The 19,338-nt window shown below is 36.2% G+C and carries 16 protein-coding genes and 1 pseudogene; 8 read left to right on the forward strand and 9 right to left on the reverse strand.

The window, feature by feature from the left end:
- Positions 1 to 446: 446 nt before the first annotated feature.
- The 4 genes from ACP6PL_RS28090 to ACP6PL_RS28105 form a co-directional block, all read right to left on the reverse strand.
- Positions 447 to 2,033 (reverse strand): glucose-6-phosphate isomerase, encoded by a 1,587-nt coding sequence (locus tag ACP6PL_RS28090; protein WP_426548636.1) that lies wholly within the window; start codon positions 2,031 to 2,033, stop codon positions 447 to 449.
- Positions 2,034 to 2,086: 53 nt separating this feature from the next.
- Complete coding sequence (locus ACP6PL_RS28095) at positions 2,087 to 2,344, reverse strand: cytotoxic translational repressor of toxin-antitoxin stability system (protein ID WP_426548637.1); 258 nt, start codon at positions 2,342 to 2,344, stop codon at positions 2,087 to 2,089.
- Between the two features lie 197 nt (positions 2,345 to 2,541).
- Positions 2,542 to 2,766, reverse strand: a complete 225-nt coding sequence (locus tag ACP6PL_RS28100) for a hypothetical protein (RefSeq protein WP_426548638.1) — start codon at positions 2,764 to 2,766, stop codon at positions 2,542 to 2,544.
- A gap of 354 nt (positions 2,767 to 3,120) precedes the next feature.
- Entirely contained in the window at positions 3,121 to 3,366 is a 246-nt protein-coding gene (locus ACP6PL_RS28105; RefSeq protein ID WP_426548639.1) for an HNH endonuclease, read from the reverse strand.
- Positions 3,367 to 3,587: 221 nt separating this feature from the next.
- Between ACP6PL_RS28105 and ACP6PL_RS28110 the strand changes: the two genes are divergently transcribed.
- Positions 3,588 to 3,722 (forward strand): hypothetical protein, encoded by a 135-nt coding sequence (locus tag ACP6PL_RS28110; protein ID WP_426548640.1) that lies wholly within the window; start codon positions 3,588 to 3,590, stop codon positions 3,720 to 3,722.
- Between the two features lie 76 nt (positions 3,723 to 3,798).
- Positions 3,799 to 4,104, forward strand: a complete 306-nt coding sequence (locus tag ACP6PL_RS28115; RefSeq protein ID WP_426548641.1) for a small RNA NsiR4-regulated ssr1528 family protein — start codon at positions 3,799 to 3,801, stop codon at positions 4,102 to 4,104.
- A 315-nt stretch (positions 4,105 to 4,419) separates the two neighbouring features.
- Here the strand turns inward: ACP6PL_RS28115 and ACP6PL_RS28120 are convergent.
- From ACP6PL_RS28120 to ACP6PL_RS28130, 3 genes and pseudogenes are all read right to left on the reverse strand, one after another.
- Positions 4,420 to 4,569: pseudogene (locus ACP6PL_RS28120) on the reverse strand (KGK domain-containing protein); the annotation flags it as partial.
- Between the two features lie 331 nt (positions 4,570 to 4,900).
- On the reverse strand, positions 4,901 to 5,350 hold the full coding sequence (locus ACP6PL_RS28125; RefSeq protein ID WP_426548642.1) for a KGK domain-containing protein: 450 nt from the start codon (positions 5,348 to 5,350) through the stop codon (positions 4,901 to 4,903).
- A gap of 311 nt (positions 5,351 to 5,661) precedes the next feature.
- Complete coding sequence (locus ACP6PL_RS28130; RefSeq protein WP_426548666.1) at positions 5,662 to 8,154, reverse strand: dynamin family protein; 2,493 nt, start codon at positions 8,152 to 8,154, stop codon at positions 5,662 to 5,664.
- 378 nt (positions 8,155 to 8,532) lie between these two features.
- Here ACP6PL_RS28130 and ACP6PL_RS28135 point away from each other — a divergent pair, with 378 nt between their 5' ends.
- The 4 genes from ACP6PL_RS28135 (at position 8,533) to ACP6PL_RS28150 (ending at position 11,827) form a co-directional block, all read left to right on the forward strand.
- The gene (locus tag ACP6PL_RS28135; protein WP_426548643.1) at positions 8,533 to 9,231 is read left to right on the forward strand and encodes a glutathione S-transferase family protein; all 699 of its coding nucleotides are present in this window, start codon (positions 8,533 to 8,535) and stop codon (positions 9,229 to 9,231) included.
- 231 nt (positions 9,232 to 9,462) lie between these two features.
- Positions 9,463 to 10,152, forward strand: a complete 690-nt coding sequence (locus tag ACP6PL_RS28140; protein ID WP_426548644.1) for a glutathione S-transferase N-terminal domain-containing protein — start codon at positions 9,463 to 9,465, stop codon at positions 10,150 to 10,152.
- 257 nt (positions 10,153 to 10,409) lie between these two features.
- Positions 10,410 to 10,535: a hypothetical protein gene (locus tag ACP6PL_RS28145; protein ID WP_426548645.1), complete on the forward strand. Its 126-nt coding sequence runs from the start codon at positions 10,410 to 10,412 to the stop codon at positions 10,533 to 10,535.
- A gap of 122 nt (positions 10,536 to 10,657) precedes the next feature.
- Positions 10,658 to 11,827 carry an SUMF1/EgtB/PvdO family nonheme iron enzyme gene (locus tag ACP6PL_RS28150; RefSeq protein WP_426548646.1) on the forward strand — a complete coding sequence of 390 codons (1,170 nt, stop codon included), beginning with the start codon at positions 10,658 to 10,660 and terminating at the stop codon, positions 11,825 to 11,827.
- A gap of 242 nt (positions 11,828 to 12,069) precedes the next feature.
- On the opposite strand, the gene ACP6PL_RS28155 is transcribed toward ACP6PL_RS28150, so the two are convergent.
- The gene (locus tag ACP6PL_RS28155; RefSeq protein ID WP_426548647.1) at positions 12,070 to 13,074 is read right to left on the reverse strand and encodes a DnaJ C-terminal domain-containing protein; all 1,005 of its coding nucleotides are present in this window, start codon (positions 13,072 to 13,074) and stop codon (positions 12,070 to 12,072) included.
- A 389-nt stretch (positions 13,075 to 13,463) separates the two neighbouring features.
- Positions 13,464 to 15,467 carry a molecular chaperone DnaK gene (dnaK, locus tag ACP6PL_RS28160; RefSeq protein WP_426548648.1) on the reverse strand — a complete coding sequence of 668 codons (2,004 nt, stop codon included), beginning with the start codon at positions 15,465 to 15,467 and terminating at the stop codon, positions 13,464 to 13,466.
- Between the two features lie 1,236 nt (positions 15,468 to 16,703).
- Here dnaK and pds point away from each other — a divergent pair.
- Positions 16,704 to 18,149 carry a 15-cis-phytoene desaturase gene (pds, locus tag ACP6PL_RS28165; protein WP_426548649.1) on the forward strand — a complete coding sequence of 482 codons (1,446 nt, stop codon included), beginning with the start codon at positions 16,704 to 16,706 and terminating at the stop codon, positions 18,147 to 18,149.
- The gene (gene crtB, locus ACP6PL_RS28170; protein ID WP_426548667.1) at positions 18,133 to 19,071 is read left to right on the forward strand and encodes a 15-cis-phytoene synthase CrtB; all 939 of its coding nucleotides are present in this window, start codon (positions 18,133 to 18,135) and stop codon (positions 19,069 to 19,071) included. The genes pds and crtB overlap by 17 nt, the downstream gene beginning before the upstream one ends.
- Positions 19,072 to 19,338 lie beyond the last annotated feature (267 nt).

Genomic DNA, 19,338 nt, shown 5'->3' on the forward strand with positions numbered 1-19,338 from the left:
ACACAGTTTTTCTGGCTGAACTAGGAGGCTTTAAATACTGAAGTTGATTTTTTTATCTCCTTAAAACGAGAGGCTATTGACCTGATTTTTTTAGTCAGCTTTAGCTAGGCGATAAAATTGGAGACCTACTTCCTGATTCACTGAAGAGCAATGCTCTTCTTCCACAAACTTATAATCAGTGTGAATTCCACAGTCTTTTTAGGGTAAAATAAGCTTAAGTATATACAACTATAGGTTTGAAAATATATATAAGTATATTTTAGGTAATACAGCAAATTCCAAGTATGTGAGGTACAAATATTAACCTTTATACTTTTGTAGTGCGGGTATATTGCCCGCTAGTAGTGTACCTGACTGAGATGAAATTTGCTATATTTAAGCTTATTTTTTTACTCCCTACCGCTAATGCTCAATGCTAAGAGACAAATTTATTATTTACTATTCTATTAAGTATAACTTACGGCTAAACTAGCTGGTTGCCCAAGATTTCCATCAAAAACAATACCTCGCTCGTTAGCTGCCAAATGACGCAAAATCTTGTAAATGGTTTCTATTTTATCAGCAGCTCCTGCTTTTTGAGCTAATTCTTCTAAAGATAGAGGAGATCCCTCTTGCTTGAGAATATTTATTACCTGTTGTTGTAATTCTAGAACTGTAGCTGCAGCTTTTTTACCAGCTTCTACTCCTGGTTGGTGATAGGCATTAATATTAACTAGAGATCCATAAAAACCAACTGCTCTCTCATAAAGGGCAATTAATGCTCCTACATTATAAGGATTAACTTTAGGAATAGTGACTGTAATAGAATCTCGCTCATTTTCATAGAGTGCTTGTCTAGTACCTTGCAGAAAACCGGATAAGTAATCTCCAGAAGTTACCCCTGCTTCTACTTCAGGTGAAGTACCTTGACGATCTTCTAGAACTTCGATAAAAGTGACAAAGAAATTAGATACACCGTCTCGCAACTGTTGTACATATGCGTGTTGGTCTGTGGAACCTTTGTTACCATATACTGCAATACCTTGATTGACTACCTTGCCATCTAGGTCTTTTTCTTTACCTAAAGATTCCATAACTAACTGCTGTAGATAACGACTGAATAGCAGTAGGCTATCTTTATATGGTAGAACTACCATATCTTTTTCCCCATGACCGTTACCTACAGCGTACCAACTCAAGGCTAATAAAGCAGAGGGGTTGGCTTTGATTTCATGTTTGCGAGTAACTGCGTCCATTTCTTTTGCCCCAGCAAGCATTGCCCGGATATCAATTCCTTGCAGTGCTGCGGGTAGCAAACCAACGGAGGAGAGTTCGGAAGTACGTCCACCTACCCAGTCTGCCATGGGGATAACATCTATCCATCCTTCAGATTTAGCAATTTTACCTAGTTTACTATTAGGGGTGGTGGTGGCGACGGCTTGATTGGCAAAGTTTAAGTTTTGAGATGCAAAGGCTGCTTTAATTTCCATCATACCATTGCGAGGTTCTGGAGTCCCTCCAGATTTGGAGATGACTATAACTAGGGTGCTTTTGAGGCGATCGCCTAGTTTGTGGAGTACTCGATCTATACCTGCTGGATCTGTGTTGTCTATGAAGTGTATTGCCATTGGTGGGTCATCAAGACCAAGAGCTTCTGCGACAAATTGGGGGCCTAGAGCTGAACCACCGATACCAATGGACAGAATATCTGTAAATTTGGCAGCATTGGATGGTTTAATTTCTCCACTATGGACTTTCTTGGCAAAAGTTTCAATTTGTTCAATAGTTTGGACAATTTCTTGTTTGATTTCGGGAGTAGGAGCAATATCAATATCTCTGAGCCAATAGTGGCCAACCATCCGGTTTTCGTCTGGGTTAGCGATCGCACCTTTTTCTAAAGCTTCCATATCTTGGAAAGCTTTTTCAAGTTTAGGCTTCATTGTCTCAACAAAAGAGTCGTCAAATTTAATGCGACTTATGTCAACGTAAAATCCTAATCCTTCGTGGTAGTAAAGCCAGTCAATATAGCGTTCCCAGAGTGCTTTTGATTCCATAAAAATTAGTGTATTTAGTATTTTTTCTAGTTTCCCATCTGTAGTTTAGAAGACTAGATTTCTGGCTTTGGTAAAATACGGATAAATTTAACAATTTGGCCTGTTACTTCTATACCAATCAGATAATTGTCCACAGTAAATCTGTAGAAAATACCACTAGTTCCAAGTTGTCTTAGTTCTGGCAATTCTTGTAAATAATTTATTTTACTAAATTTGATAAAAACAAAATCATATACTTGCTGGTAGGCAACAGATTCTATGACTTTAAGGTCTTCGATAAAAGACCTAGCATAACGAACTTCTAGGGTCATTTCAGTTATCAATTATCAGTTATCAGTTAGCCTTCTACGGAGGAACTTTGTTAACAGTATCTTTGGCTAAAATTGGAGACTTTAAAACTAAGTTTACTTTTTTCGTTACCTTCAAAAAAGACGCTCGATACCCTATATTTTTGTCACAATAATATTATTTTTCTATTCTAGTTTAATAAATAATGCTTGTTTTTAGTTTAACTATCTTCTTTGTCAAAGTATAATATTTGCAAGGCTTCTTCTTTAGTGAATATATCTCCTGGTTTATGACTTTTTTTAGATTTTTGAATGGCTGTCATAATGAAGCTGTCATAATGAAGTGTTTGTAAATATTCCCAAGCTTTTTCTAATTCTACATCAGACATTTTTTCAATTAAAGAATACATCTTTATTTTTAGAAGACCGATAGTTTTTGATTTCACTATATGTTTCTCCTCTATAGCAATCCTATTTTAGTTGTAATATTTTGTGGTAGTTAAGAGTCAGGATTCAGGAGTCGGAAGTTAGAATTCAGGAGTCAGAAGTTAGAAGTTAGAATTTTAAAGGTTTTGGGTTAAAATCAACTGTTATAATAATTTTTATAACCAATTTAGGATTGGTATATTTATTTTATAGCAGTTTATTACTTAATGAAGTAAATATTTTAATAGTTTTAGGGAATAGGTAAAATGGGGAATAAGCAAAAAATATTTACCCTATCAGTTGTACCACATTAATCACTGAATCTACTATATATTTTACTAATAAATTAAATTTTTTCTGAATGCCAATTTGCTTTAATTACTAAACTTTCGTTGAAAGCGGGGATCGAAATGATGTTTCTTTTTTGAGTTGCATTTGTAACAGAGGGTTTGTAGATTACTAATATCATTACTACCGCTTCTAGCGATGGGGATAATATGATCTATAGTAAGTTTTGTTTCCGTTGAATTTTTACCACAACTTTGACAGTGGTAGTTGTCCCGCTCAAAGACATATTTTTTAACTGCTAAAGGAATTTTTATCCGTGGTGTTTTGTTCATAATTCATTTCCCAGAAAATTAATGAAATTAAATAATTTGATTATAGCGTTGATCAGTAAGCTTGAGGTATAATTGTCTTTTTTCTTTCCTTTTCCCTGTTTCAAACCCAGATTTTTTGAGTTCACTAGAATGAGAATTACTATATATCACTAATTAATCAATTATCATAATGTTAGATTTATTCAAAATATATCGCATTTGTAAATAAGTAATGCTTTTTTATGTCAAAAAAATTAGTAATTTCAATAGCAAGTATAGCTAATGAGTCGATCAAGTTGCATTTTCCTAAGAGTGAAATTGTTTTAGCTTGTCAATCTCCAGATATGAAAAAATTGACGGAGTTTGCTATTGCTTAAATTTAGATTGAATGGATTTGAAAAAATTACTCCTTGACCAGATAAAATAATTATGTAAACTCAATAATTCATGGCTATGTCTTCGGAAATAAATTCTACACCTACATCAACTACTGGAGCAGATGCGGTTGATGAGGCGATCGCTAAAGGAATAGATTTAGATGGGTCTCCTATTCCATCAGCAAAGCTTGACCTTTATCATCAGGTTATGGCATTAGAAGGTCAACGACAAAGGAGCGGGGTTAGTAATACAATGCGCTCTCGTATTGTGCGTATTGGGGCGAAGCACATTTCCCAAGACGAGTTAAATAATATGTTGAAAAATGCAGATTTTGCTGAATTGAAGGAAAAGGAAATTGCCTTTTATTATGCTGGGAAATAGAAATAGTTTCTAGATAGAAAGTAGGGGTTTGGTCTCCAAACCCAAAAGTATTTGTTAGTAGTTGTGCTTTAGTACGAGAAATTTACCAGCGCTAAAGCGCAACTACTAACTAGGAAAAAAATTTCCTACATAAATTAATTTTTCTTCAGAAAGTTTCTACTAATTTTTTTGACTAAATTTTTGCCGTAAGTCATCAAGTGGAGATACTTCAGGTTCAAGATATTCTGAATTATTATTGTCAGAATTTTCTGCTTCATTCTCTGACTGACTTGATTCATTTTCTTCTGTTTCTTCTTCAGGTTCATCAGGGCAAAATTATACAGTAACTTTGATTCTAATTCTTCCCTTTTCCCAACCTTTTGCACCGATTTTTAATACTTCATTTTTACACCAATCCCTAAATAGATTTTTTCTAAATTCTTGGTAATCTCTAAAAGAATATATTAAGTATTTTACGATCCGCTCTTCTACTTCTTGACTCTGGAATGTTAATGGTAAGTCAAATAGTTATGACCAAAAGACCCAACTTCCCCTGGTTTTAGTGGTTCAAATTTAGGTTCTATATCAGTTATAATTTCCTGATTGCTATCTAAATTTTCTTCAGTCATGTTTATCTCCTATTTCACTGAAAAAGTTTCTACTAATTTTCCTGAATAAACTTCTGTCGTAAGTCATCAAGTGGGGATACTTCAGTTTAATTTTCCATGTTAACTTATTCTTTCTTATCTTTGACAGAATAACAAATATGTATGGCGAGAAGATATCTTACACAAATCAATTTTACTCCAAAAAGTTTCTACTGATTTTCCTGATTAAACTTCTGTCGTAAGTCATCAAGTGGGGATACTTCAGTTTCCACTTCTTCTGAATTATTATCGCCAGAATTTTCTCCTTGATTCTCTGACTGACTTGATTCATTTTCTTTTATTTCTTCTTCAGATTCATCAGGGTAAAACTTGACATTAAGTTCCACCTTGATTTTCCCTTTTTGCCAACTTTTAGCGCCCGGTTTTAAAACTTCACACTCTAGACCATCATAATCATCATAAAATAGTTTATTTTTTATTTCATTGTTCCGAATATCTACTCTTCTCTGAATTACAGATATTAATTGATAATTGATTAGATATAAATATTTAAAGTTGTTTCCATCTAAACCTAAATATTTGTATATCTGTTCATCAAGTTCAACAACCTCTTCTCCCTTTAAAACAACAAACTCTTGATTATCTGAATTTTCTACCATTTTTAATTCCTCCGTTTCCAATAAATTATTTAGCGAGTAATTGTAGGATGCCTCAAAAAAACATCCTACACTTTTCTGAGATAAAAAAATTACCGAAAATTTAAGGTATAAAGCCTCTCCTTTTAAGGAGAAAAAAGCGGTAGAGGGATGGCGAGGTCTCCCGCTCTTGCAGAGCCGCTAACGCTTTTCATGTCGGCTCTTAGCCGAAACGCCATATCCAATCTACCAAGAGAAGAAATAATATTTCCTTAATTCAATCCTCTCGGTTTTAATAATAGGTAATTATCAATTATCCATTATCCATTAATGAACTAACTATTCAAATTCATCTGCCGACGTAAATCATCAAGAGGCGACACTTCCTGACTCTCCAATAATTTCTCATCCTCACTATTTACCACTTCTAAATTTTCCTCACTTTTGCCAAAATCAAACCCAGAAATAATTGGCAACTGTCGCTCATTCAAAAACATAGTCTGTAGACAACTATTAATATAATAAACTGCCCGATGATAAACCTTAATCTTCTCCTCAACTTCAGCTTGTAAACGCAAATTTCTTTGAATTTTTTCCCCAGCTTCCGTCTCCAAACTTTGCTCTAAATATTCCCGCGCTTGATTATATTGCTGCATAATATCTTCCCCTTGTTTTTCAGCCATCGGTAATAAATTAGTCTTCAAAGTTTGATTCACAGTTTGTCGGAAAGTTTGCCGAATAGTCTGAGAAACTTTTGGCTCAAAATCCAACTTTAACAATTGTCTAATTGCTGGTTCCGCCTCTACCATAGTGCTACAGTCAAAACTTTGAGAAGTCTGTAATAAAGTCTGCCGAAACTGATAGATAGAAAAAGTTCCTTCATCATAAAAACGCGGACTTTCTCGCACAAACCTGTCACATTCTATTCGCGCTGCACTTATTAATGCTGTGGCAACTACTTTTTCTACTTCTTTTAAATGTTTTTCAATTCCTCCATCATTCCCTAACAAACGATAGAGTTGTCGATAATATTCTGACTTGCGAACTCCGTCAATTAAACTTTGGAAAAATCCAGTTACTACTGACTGGGTAGAGTCAACTAAAATATCCTCTAATTGATTAGCTAAATAATAAAGTGCTTCGACTAAAACTGCTAATAAAGGTGCCGTTGCATTTCGTGGATGATTAATAGTTGCCCGACTATAAGCAGCTTCTACAGAAAAAGTATCTAACAGTTCATCTAAACGGCGAATCATGCGAGATTGGAGTTGATTAAAATCTGCTTCAAAACCATCACATTTATTTGTAACTAGCAAATTTACTTCCTCAGTAATATGTTGATTAAATCCTTCACCCACCTCCTGGAGTTGAGAATTTAATAATGATAATTCCTGAGCTTTCATAGCTTCTATTTCTTGAGGTTGACTTGCCAAGTCTCGTTGAGTTGCTAAATAATTTTTCTGTAACTGTATACAGATACTTTGTAAGTCATCTGCCAAATTTGCAAATAATTGTGGGCGTTTTTCCTCCTTGAGATAGCGAGTAATTCCATCCCGAAATTCTTCTATTCCACTATCAATAATTAATTGTTCGATTAATGGTTTACCCCACTCCTCTAAAATCCTGACATAATTTTCATTAGGTGACTCAAAACCATTAATACTTACCCGAAAATTACTAGGAAGTTTCCGAGAAGTTCCACAATAATTATTAAAAGCATAAACAAATTGTGGTGTTTCTTCCTCTCCATCTAAACCTTTAACACTATTGGCAAAAATACTATCTAAACCAAAGCGATCCCCCTTACTTGTTTCTTTAAGTAAGCTGCCATAAAAACCTAATAACCCACTGGTTTTATAAATCCTTTCGGTATCTCGAAAATCAGAAATAATCAAACTTTCTAATCGCTGCCTAAGTTGAGAATTGTACCAAGTTTCATCTATACGATTAAAGACATAAAAAACCCGGTCTCTAATACCAGGATTTTCTCGCATTTTTTCCAATAATTCTGTTTCCTCAGTTGTCATATCTCCCGCAGCAGCAGGTTTTAAAACACAAACAACTGCCGAAGTTTCTGAGTTTTCTATTTTGTCATAAGTAACTTGAGCATCTTTCTCTACAGGAGCATCAATTCCTGGGGTGTCAATAATGACATTTCCATCTTCTAATAAAGGATGATGACAATAATATTCTACCTTCTTCAACACAGCACTATTCATTCCTCTTCTGGCATAACTCGCTGCTTCTTTGAGATTGGAAAAGTTAAACTGTTCCATTGAATAAATAGAATTTTGAGTCAGATGAATAAATTCTTGATTTGCCTCAAAACCATCCACTAATAATTTTAATGCTTTTGCTTGTTTAGCACGTTCTGATTTATTTTCCCCTCCTTCATTTTTAATAATTGCATTGCATTGTTCCCGAATAATTCCAATTACTTCTGATTTTTCAATATTCGCACTGGGATCTAAATCTAATTGCTTTCGTAAAATTCCTACTTGTTCCTGAATTTCAGCAATACTTAAAAATGTCAAAACTACTCGTTCTTTTTCAGGTTCGGCATATTCGATATAACATTCTGTTCCTGTGGCGTGACCTTCCGCACTATAAAGTAATTCTCTCCCTAATAAAGCATTGATTAACATCGACTTTCCTGCACTAAAAGCTCCAGCAAATACTATTTCAAATTTTGGGGAAATTACTTTATTTAAGGAAGAGCGAACTGCTGTTGTATCTTGTTGTCTAAGAGTAGGTTCTTGATGTAATAATTTAAGTAGGTTTTCTACCTGATTTTGCAAGTCTTGATATTGAGTAGGAATTAGGTTCATTTTTGCCTGATGGTCTTGGTAATCCCCTACTATTTTAGTATATAAGTTCAAGCAAAATATCAGCATTCAGCTATCAGCTTTTGAACGTAATAACTTACTAAGGTTAGCTGATGACTAATTTCATTTACTGCGGAATGTTTCGCAAACATATTTCAGTCTTTGGAGACTAATTCCTTACTTCCAAGATAATTAGTTAATAACTTATAGCTGACCGCTTAATGCTGACAATTATTCATTGCTAAAAAGTAGCAAATTATTGTTATAATAGTAATTTTATTTATCAATTTATTTATTTTGATAAATAAATAAGTTTACTCAAAAACAAAGATGCTGATAGAGTTAATCATGTAGTTACAATTTCTCAAGGTCAAAGAATCTATGGCAATTAAACTGTACGACCTAGTTACTGCAGAAGAAAACAGAGCTTTTAGTCCCTTCTGCTGGAGAAGTCGCATGGCTATAGCCCACAAAAATTTAGAAGTAGAAATTATTCCCTGGCGACTGACAGAAAAAGAGGCGATCGCTTTCTCTAATCAGGAAAAAGTTCCTGTAATTGTCGATGAAAATAAGGGAGATAAAGTAGTTACTGACTCTTGGAACATTGCTAACTACTTAGAGGAAACTTATCCAGATAAACCTTCTTTATTTGGCAGTGCTGAAGCTAAAGCTGAAACTATGTTTATCGACTCTTGGAATGGCAGTTTATTGGGAGTTTTAGTGCCAATAATTATATACGATGTATTTGAAAATCTTGACCCTAAAGACAAGCCTTATTTTCGAGAAAGTCGTGAAAGTGTTTTTGGTAAGTCTCTAGAAGAATTTAAAGATGTGACAGAAGACCAAATAAATAATTTCAGAACTTTTATAGAGCCTTTAAGAAATACAATCAATCAGCAACCTTTCTTAGCAGGAGAAAAACCAAATTATGCAGATTATCTAGTATTTTCAAATTTTCAATTTGCTCGTGCTATATCTCCAAAAAAACTCTTAGAAACTAGCGACCCAGTTTATACTTGGCGAGAAAAAATGCTAGATTTATTTGATGGAATAGGACGCAAAAATCTGGGTTTTAATTAGCAGTTATACCTTGATTTAGAAGCTGTCTAAACATCTATACTATAAGTCAGGAGTGAAATCGTTAATAATTTAACTTCAGACTTCTGGCTTCATTAATCAGTTATGAGTTAAATCTTTTTTCTAGCTTGCTGAAAATAATATAGATAGAATTTAACTTCAGACTTCAGAATAGCTGTCTCTTGACTTCTTTTTGAATATAAAATTAGACAAAAATTGGAGATTTTTTAAATTATGACTCTTGATTTATATTACTGGCGGACTCCTAATGGTTGGAAAGTGAGTATTATGCTCGAAGAAACAGAAACTCCCTATAATTTAATTCCTGTTAATATTATGGCTGGAGACCAATTTAAACCAGAATTTCTCAAAATTAGTCCTAACAATAAAATGCCCGCTATTGTTGACCCCAAAGGTCTTGATGGTAATCCTATTTCTATCTTTGAATCAGGAGCTATTTTGCTTTATTTAGCAGAAAAGACAGGTCGCTTTATTCCTAAAAACCCACGAGAACGCTACACAGTGATTCAATGGTTAATGTTTCAAATGGGTGGTGTTGGACCGATGTTAGGGCAAACTCATCATTTTCGCCAATATGCACCTGAAAAAATTCCTTATGCTATTGAAAGATATACAAATGAAACATCTCGTTTATATCGAGTATTAGATCAACAACTATCCCAAGTTGAATATGTAGCAGGAGATTATTCTATTGCCGATATCGCAATATATCCTTGGATAGTACCCCATGAAAAGCAAGGGCAAAATTTAGCAGACTTTCCTAATTTAAAGCGATGGTTTGAAACTGTTGGTCAGCGACCTGCGGTGACTCGTGGTTTAGCAGTTTTAAGTGATAGTCCGGTGCAAAATATGGATGATAAAGCAAGAGAAAATCTATTTGGCGCTCGTCAGTTTCAGCAGTAATTTATAACTATCAATTTTTATTGGGTGGGAATACCATTTCACGGAAGTCAAAAGTTAAAATCTAAGATTTTATAGGATCAAAACTTTAACGTGCTGGGTAATTTCAATAAATTATTTTACATTTAAAGTGTGAAACTATTTTTGACATCTTTAAGGTCAATTGGTATTAGTATTTTTCTGCCCTAAAAATTATGTAGAGACGTTAGATGAAGCGTATATACAAATTTAATTCAGACTGCTAAATTTTCTGTGAACAAATGAAAAAAACTTCTACTTCAGGATTTCCTAAAGTAGAAAAACGCCTTTCCTATCACTTACGAAACTTCCTCGAAAAATACTATCCCCTAGAAAATAAACAACGATTCACAGATTTAAAATGGTAGTTGAAAGTTATATAGGTACTCTCATATCTATGCAGATAGAACGTTCAGAATTAGTACCAGAATTTGCTGCGGATATAGCTGTTGCTTTGAATGGTTTATAAAATCATAGTTGTGCAGAACAAATGTTAGATTTTGTCCAAGAATCTTGGCTAAGTTCCCGTTATATTTCGGTAGATAATGACCTGGAAAAATTGGATGTAGTAGCTGAGAGTTTACTACCTCTGGATGTGGAATTTATTACTCAAATTAATTGGTGTATCGTTAGTTTGGGTAAAGATCAAAAATTGAGTATAATAGACTCTTGTTATCAACGGAAAATTCATAAATTTAATCAAGAAAAATGTCAGGATGCTGTTATTTATTTTGGTTATGTTGTAGATTTTAATCCCGAATTTATTCATGCTTATTATCATCGAGGTTTGACTTATATTAAGTTGCAAAATTATCTAAAGGCAGTTGTAGATTTTACTAAGGTTCTAGAGTTAGATTATAGTCACGCTCTAGCATATAATTATCGTGGTAATACTTATTATAAATTGGCAGAATATCAACAGGAAATTGATAATTATGACCAGGCAGTAAAGTTAGGTTTGACTGAAGCAGTTAAACACCGAGATGTTGCTTTGAATATTTGGCAAGAAAAACAATGGGAAGCTGAGGAAAAAAGACAGCGTGAAAAAATTAAGCAACAACAACAAGCTCAAGAAAAAATGCGCCTCGAAAAAATCAGGCGACAACAACAACAAGCTCAGGAAAAAATATTACCTGAAGAAATAGGAGAAGTGTTTACTTTTGAGGTAGTTACTGTCAACAACTCTGGTACAATAATTAATCGCACCTCCGGTAGTGCCAGACAAAAAATAGAAGATTTAGATAATGGTATTAAATTAGAAATGGTTTATATTCCGCAGGAGAGTTTTCTAATGGGTTCCCTAGAAGATGAAAAGGGAAGAAATAATAATCAAAGTCCGCAACATCAAGTTATTCTTCAACCTTTTTATATGTGTAAATATCCTATTACTCAAGACCAATACCAAGCCATTATAGGAAAAAATCCTTCTCACTTTAAAAGAGGAAACCGTCCAGTAGAAAGGGTAAAATGGTATAATACTATAGATTTTTGTCAAAGACTATCTGAGAAAACAAGAAAAACTTACACATTACTCAGTGAGAGTCAATGGGAATATGCTTGTCGTGCAGGTATGACTACTCCTTTCTATTTTGGCCTAACTATTACTCCTAATTTAGTTAACTACGACAGCAACAATACTTATGGCAACGTCCCCATATGATGATTATGAGCGATCGCCTCAAATTAGAAATTAATTGATTAATTATCATTTTATGGAGCTTTAAAAAGCATCCCAATAACCCAATAAAGAGATTAGTCAGTTTAGGTCTCCGAAAAAATCGTGATATAGTGAATAAGTTTGATTTAACTTGTACCTATACATGATTATTTATTCAACTTAAAAAATGTCCTAGATTATAACCTAGAATAGAGATGATGAGATTTAGAAAGTCTAAAGCCAAATCAAATAGGCAAATCTTTCCGTGGTTTAAACCTCTCAATCTCCCGTAACTTCTGATATATCTCCAACTCCTCTTCGGTAGGTTCCTTCGGAGTGACAATCTTAATCTCTACTAACTGATCCCCACGCTCGCCCCTCCCATCAGGATACCCCTTACTAGCAAGTCGTAAACGTTGGCCAGAAACAACCCCAGCGGGCAACTTCATCTTCACCCAACCATCCAAAGTCGGGACTTCAATATCACCACCTAAAACAGCCTCGACAGGAGTAATAGGCAACTCACAAAAAATATCTGCACCTTGCAACTGATAGAAACCATGAGGAGCGACCGTAATCTTTAGATACAAATCTCCCCCACCAAGACCTTGATTTTTCAGACGAATTCTTTGACCACTAATCATAGCTGCTGGCATATTTACCTCTATCGAACGCCCATCTTCCAAGCGTATTTTCTCAATCCCTCCCACATAAGCCTTTTCCAAAGGCAAAGTCAATCTAGCCTCAATATCCTTTTTTGGTTCCCGTTCCGTTGCCTTATAAACAGCCTTTTTCTGACCAGGGCGATAAACACTTGATGCCTGAGTTCTTCTTGGTTTTGTTGCTGTCGCTGGAGTTCTAACTTCCCGACGACGACCCAATAATTGGTCTACAAAAGTATTAAAATCTGAAAAATCACTAACATCAACATCTTTGTCTGACTTACCTCCATTTCCAGAAAGATTATCTCCCCAATTTCTAAAATCAGGAACCCGCACCCCCATCCTATTAGCAATTCCCTTCGGTTTCCAATATCGAATAAACTTATCGTACTCTATCCGTTTCTCTTCATCTGATAAGATATCGTAGGCTTCATTGATATCCTTAAACTTTTCCTCTGCCTCTTTACTCCCTGGATTTACATCTGGATGAAATTGTCGCGCTAGTCTCCTATATGCTTTCTTAATTTCATCCACTGAAGCATCTTTAGAAACATCTAGAATCTGATAATAATTCCGAAAGTTTTGCATCTACTAACTTAAACTTATAAATAGTTTTAACTATAAATATTTTCTCTGACTCCTTCAACCAAAATGGTAACAGATGTTAGAATTCTCACTTAAAAGCCAAAATATAGCAATTACAGCACTACACAAATAGTATAGGACATTGGTCAATCCTGTTGGCGGATCATTGAACTAGGAAAAACTCACTCAGAGATTACTTTTAACTCTCTTGATGCCCATTCCCTTAAGTCTTACGCCAACGCGAGGTCGTACCGCTCTTGACTTACCCCTAGCGCTATACCAATTCATTTAGGAAACTCTAAAATATAGTCACAGTAAGAATTTAACTTCTAAATTCTGAATTATAAATTCTAAATTCTGCTATCCCCTGTCCAATCTAATATCTACAATGTTTAGAGCCAATCATCATCATCGTCCCAATCTTTACTTTGATAAGAACGACTAGGGCGATTAGAACTGACTCGATCAGGAGGACGACTGTAAACTCTAGTTTCATAATCATAACGTTCCCTGGGTTTACGATCATCACCAGATATTGTCCGGCGCACAGAGCCAAAGAAATCATCATCACCTTCTTCGGAGGTGTAAATTGAAATCTCACGCTTCAAATCATAGAGAGCATCTTGTAAATCAACCCCCACCTGATCGATACCCCGCTCATCATCCTGTTCCAAACTATCCCGCAGTTCCCTAATCAACATCTCAATTCGTTGACGACTTCTAGCCGCAAACTGCATCCCATAATCTAAGGCCACCTCTCGGAGTTGTCGTTCCGCCTGAAAGGCTAAAGCCTCAGCCCGGTTACGCTTATCTACCCGCTCCCGTTTAAGTCGATCTGCTTCAGCAAATTTTTCCGCATCCCGAATCATCTGAGTAATTTCCTGCTGACTTAAAGTAGAAGCCCCCTGAATAGTAATACTTTGAGACCTACCAGTAGTTTTATCCATTGCCGTTACCTGCAAAATTCCATTTGCATCAACATCAAAAGCTACTTGCACCTGGGGCACACCACGTGGTGCAGGCGGGATACCAGTAAGCTTAAATTTTCCCAGAGACTTATTATCAGAAGCTATTTCTCGTTCTCCCTGAATAACATGAATCTCAACTAAAGTCTGATTATTTTCTGAAGTAGAAAATATATCAGAACGTCGCACTGGAATAGTAGTATTCCGAGGAATGAGTTTTTTCATCACTCCCCCAATAGTTTCTAAGCCCACAGACAATGGAGTGACATCCAAAAGTAACACATCTCGTACATCACCACCTAAAATGCCAGCCTGAATAGCTGCTCCTACTGCCACAACTTCATCAGGGTTAACTCCCTGATTTGGTTCTCTATCTATCAGAGAGTAAACTAAATCTTGAACAAAAGGAATCCGAGTTGAACCACCTACTAATACTACCTCATCAATCATAGAGGGACTAATACCAGCATCTTTTAAGGCCATTTTTACAGGACGTCGGATTCTAGGAATTAAATCTCCACAAAGCCCTTCAAATTGGGATCTAGTCAGCCTGGTTTCCAGATGTTTAGGGCCGTCTTCTGTGGCAGTAATAAACGGGAGATTAATTTCTGTTACACCGACCCCAGATAATTCAATTTTGGCTTTTTCTGCAGATTCAGTCAGCCTTTGTAGAGCTTGACGGTCATTCCTTAAGTCTATTCCTTCTGCTTCTAGAAATTGTTCAGCTAACCAGTCAACTATTCTTTGATCAAAGTCGTTACCACCCAATTGGGTATCTCCGCTGGTAGCTTTAACTTCAAATACTCCATCTCCTACTTCCAAGATTGAAACATCAAATGTACCTCCCCCCAAGTCAAAGACCAGAATTACCTGATTTTCTGTATTTTCTAATCCATAAGCCAGAGATGCTGCTGTTGGTTCATTCAGAATACGTTTAACTTCTAGGCCCGCAATAGTCCCTGCATCACGAGTGGCTTGTCTTTGAGAGTCATTAAAATAGGCTGGTACGGTAATTACTGCTCCTGTTACCTCCTCTCCCAGATAGCGACTTGCTTCGTCTGCTAGTTTCCGCAGTATCATAGCGGATACTTCTTCTGGAGCAAAATCTCGTTTCATTCGAGGACATTTGATTTTGATGTTGCCAAATTCATCCCGACGAATGGTATAGGGAACACGCTTTGACTCTGGGGATAGTTCAGAGTATTTACGTCCGATGTATCGTTTGACTCCGTAGAAGGTATTCTGAGGATTCAGAACTGTTTGCCTTCTGGCCATTTGGCCCACTATTCTTTCTCCTTCCTTCGTGAAGCCAACTACAGATGATGTTGTCCGCATTCCTTCTGAATTAGCTATCACGATTGGTTTTCCGCCTTCCATGACGGATACTACGGAGTTTGTTGTACCCAGGTCTATGCCGACTACTTTACCCATGCCTTAGTTTATTGTTCTGTCCTTTTATTAATTATTTTATCTTGTCAAATTCTCTGGTCTTTTGAGGATTGCCTCACCATCTCCATTATTCAAGGCACTCTCAGAATAGGGAAGACATATAATGGAGAATTTAAAAATGCCATCCTATAGTTTACCACTAATACTATCTATCTATAATACATAGATGTGGGACAACCAAACTTCTCGTAACCATTGGTAGATAAATCAGTCAAATTTTACCCTCTTGACATCTTCCCGATACTGCTATTAGAAAACAAGTGGTCTTCCATTTTCATGTCGCTTTGCGTTTTCCTTTCCTGCGGAATGCTACGCAAAAGGAACATGAAAAACGAAATTGTAAGTTAGCAAAACATAACTGATAGGGCATTTATGCTTCCATACACCTGCCTCCAAGGTCTAACCTCTTTTTGGTGGTCTTATGGTCACTCCACAGTACCTCGCCAATCTGATGCCTCCTCTAGACACTGCTAACCCAGCAAACTTATGGCCTTTAGTTTAGAACATTACTGTAAAAACCACAATATTGATTTGTTTTCATCCCGATACTCCCCTCCCTTCCAGGACAGGGCGGGTCTTCAAGCAACGTTATCAAGATTTACGCACTACCGCTATATATAGCGTATAAATTCGTCATTATTCCGTATACAATTACTACAATTAGTACCGTTGCGTAAGTCCTGATTATGATAAGCAACAAAAAATTAACTACACATTTATACAAGCTGAATTCCTGGTCTTCTAAAGATCGCAGAGAATTAAAATAGGTAAATAACTTTGTTTAAGTACTTGGATCTACATATTGCCTATTGCTTCTTCCCTATTGCCCCGACTAAAGGGACTTAAATCTGACTTGGCCTTTTGTTTTTGCCTGCTGTTAGGTAATAAAAAATACTAATTTATTTATAGATTTGTAGATTTATTTTTTGGGGATCGACTCTTTAAACCTTTGTCTGTTAATCTTAATCTGTTATTAATTGTTAAACAGCCAACTCAAGTATTCTTACATTTTATTAAGATAACACAATTCTATTACTAATTTCGCTGTACTATTACCACACTTAAACTATTTTGTCAAAATTTAGAGGCAGAAGGAAATTTATGTTCAGAAAAATCAAAAATAACTTAATTAGGTCTTGCTGAATTTTGTAACAACTTGTAAAGTTATAATAATAAAAAAATAAGTAAATTTAATTTAAGAGGTTTAAACCCAAGCAAATGCGAGTAGCGATCGCCGGAGCAGGTCTAGCAGGTCTTTCCTGTGCTAAATATTTGACAGACATGGGTCATACTCCAATAGTCCTCGAAAGGCGGGACATACTCGGAGGTAAGGTGGCAGCGTGGAAGGATGAAGAGGGAGACTGGTATGAAACTGGTCTACATATATTCTTTGGTGCTTATCCAAATATGTTGCAGTTATTCAAAGAATTGAATATAGAGGATAGATTGCAATGGAAACAGCACACAATGATTTTTAATCAGCCAGAAAAACCAGGAACATACTCTAGATTCGATTTTCCCAATATTCCAGCGCCTTTAAATGGGATAGTAGCTATTCTCCGCAATAATGATATGCTAACCTGGCCAGAAAAAATCCGGTTCGGTATAGGTCTGATCCCAGCAATAGTCCAAGGCCAAAAATATGTGGAGAAAATGGACAAATACAGTTTTTCAGAATGGCTGAAAAAACAAAATGTTCCTCCAAGAGTGGAAAAAGAAGTATTCATCGCCATGTCAAAAGCGTTGAACTTTATCGGTCCAGAAGCAATATCCTCGACTGTAATTCTCACAGCTCTTAACCGTTTTCTCCAAGAGAAAAATGGATCTAAAATGGCATTTTTAGATGGTTCTCCCACAGAACGATTATGTCAACCACTGGTAGAATATATTACAAAGGGAGGCGGGGAAGTACATTTAAACGCACCGATAAAGGAATTTCTGCTAAACGATGATGCCACAGTCAGTGGATTTCTAATTAGAGGATTAGATGGAGCAGAAGATAAAGTTCTGACAGTTGATGCTTATGTGTCAGCAATGCCAGTCGATCCTCTAAAGGTAATGTTGCCAAAACCTTGGCAGCAGATGGAATATTTCCAAAAGCTCAACGGTTTGGAAGGGGTACCAGTAATAAATCTCCATCTGTGGTTTGATCGTAAGCTTACAGATATAGACCATTTACTGTTTTCCAGATCGCCCCTACTAAGTGTCTATGCAGACATGAGTAACACTTGTCGCGAATATGCTAATCCCAACCGTTCGATGTTGGAATTGGTACTAGCACCAGCCAAAGATTGGATTAGTAAATCCGATCAAGAAATAGTCGCAGCAACAATGGCGGAGTTGGAAAAATTATTTCCGGCTCACTTTACAGGAGAATCTCCAGCTAAGTTGTTGAAATATCATGTTGTAAAAACGCCCCGCTCTGTATATAAAGCTACTCCTGGTCGCCAAGACTGTCGCCCTTCCCAGGTAACACCAATTGCAAATTTCTTCCTAACAGGAGATTATACAATGCAGCGTTATCTAGCTAGCATGGAAGGAGCCGTACTTTCTGGCAAGCTGACAGCGCAGGCGATCGCTAAAGCAGCTTCTACTCACCTTGAATCTCATGCAAACCTGCAACGAACAACTCCAAAGCCAGCAAAGAATGCTGCAACGGTCTAAATCTTCCCAACGCATGACTCGTTCACCCCTGGTATCTCTAGAAGAATCTTATGAGCTGTGTCGTCAAGTCACAGCCAAATATTCTAAAACTTTTTACATGGGTACTCAGTTAATGCCAGAGGCTAAAAGTAAGGCGATCTGGGCAATCTATGTCTGGTGTCGTCGTACAGATGAATTGGTAGATGGACCAATGTCAAATACCACAACCACAGAAACCCTGCAAGAGTGGGAACAACATCTTGAATCTATCTTTGCTGGCTATCCGTTAGAAGATGCAGATGTAGCATTGGTAGATACCTTATCTCGATTTCCCATAGATATACAACCGTTTCGTGATATGATTGCAGGTCAGCAAATGGATCTCTACCGCAGTCGTTATCAAACATTTGAGGAACTGAAACTTTACTGTTATCGAGTCGCAGGTACCGTTGGTTTAATGACTATGCCAGTCATGGGAGTAGAAACATCAAGTTTTGCCACTCCCTGGAACCCCAGCCCAAAAATGCAGTCTCCTGTATCGGAAGCGATCGCCTTGGGAATTGCTAATCAACTTACAAATATTTTAAGAGATGTAGGAGAAGATGCTCGTCGAGGTCGGATTTATCTTCCTTTACAAGAATTAGCTTTGTTTGATTATACCGAAGAGGATTTATTGAATGGTGTAATTGATGATCGTTGGCGAGAGTTAATGAAATTTCAGATTCACAGGGCGCGTAAGTTTTTTGTTGATGCAGAAAGAGGTATTAAGCGTTTGAACGCTGATATTCGTTGGCCTGTTTGGTCAGCTTCTATGCTTTATAGTAAGATTTTAGATGCTATTGAGCGGAATCAATATGATGTATTTAATCGTCGAGCTTACGTTTCTACTCCTCGCAAGTTAGTATGTTTGCCCATAGCATTTCTGAGGTCAAAAGTCTTATAAGTTCTAGGAATGTATTGTTGAACAAACAGCTAGTGGGAAAATGTTTAAATTTGCATATTTGCGCAATTGATAAGCTATTTAATTCAACTTCGGATTAATAGTTACAGAAATTAAACAACCCATGAATTTTTAAAACTACATAGGACTCGATCAAAAGGTCTTTTGGTGAGGGAAAGGAATTGGGAATAGTTTTACTATTGACTTTTCTGCATTTTTCCTTCACTTGACTGGAAGTTATGACTTTTTTTTGATTTTTATTTAGTCTTG

This window comes from Dapis purpurea BLCC-M126 (assembly GCF_050015975.1).
Lineage (GTDB): Bacteria > Cyanobacteriota > Cyanobacteriia > Cyanobacteriales > Microcoleaceae > Trichodesmium.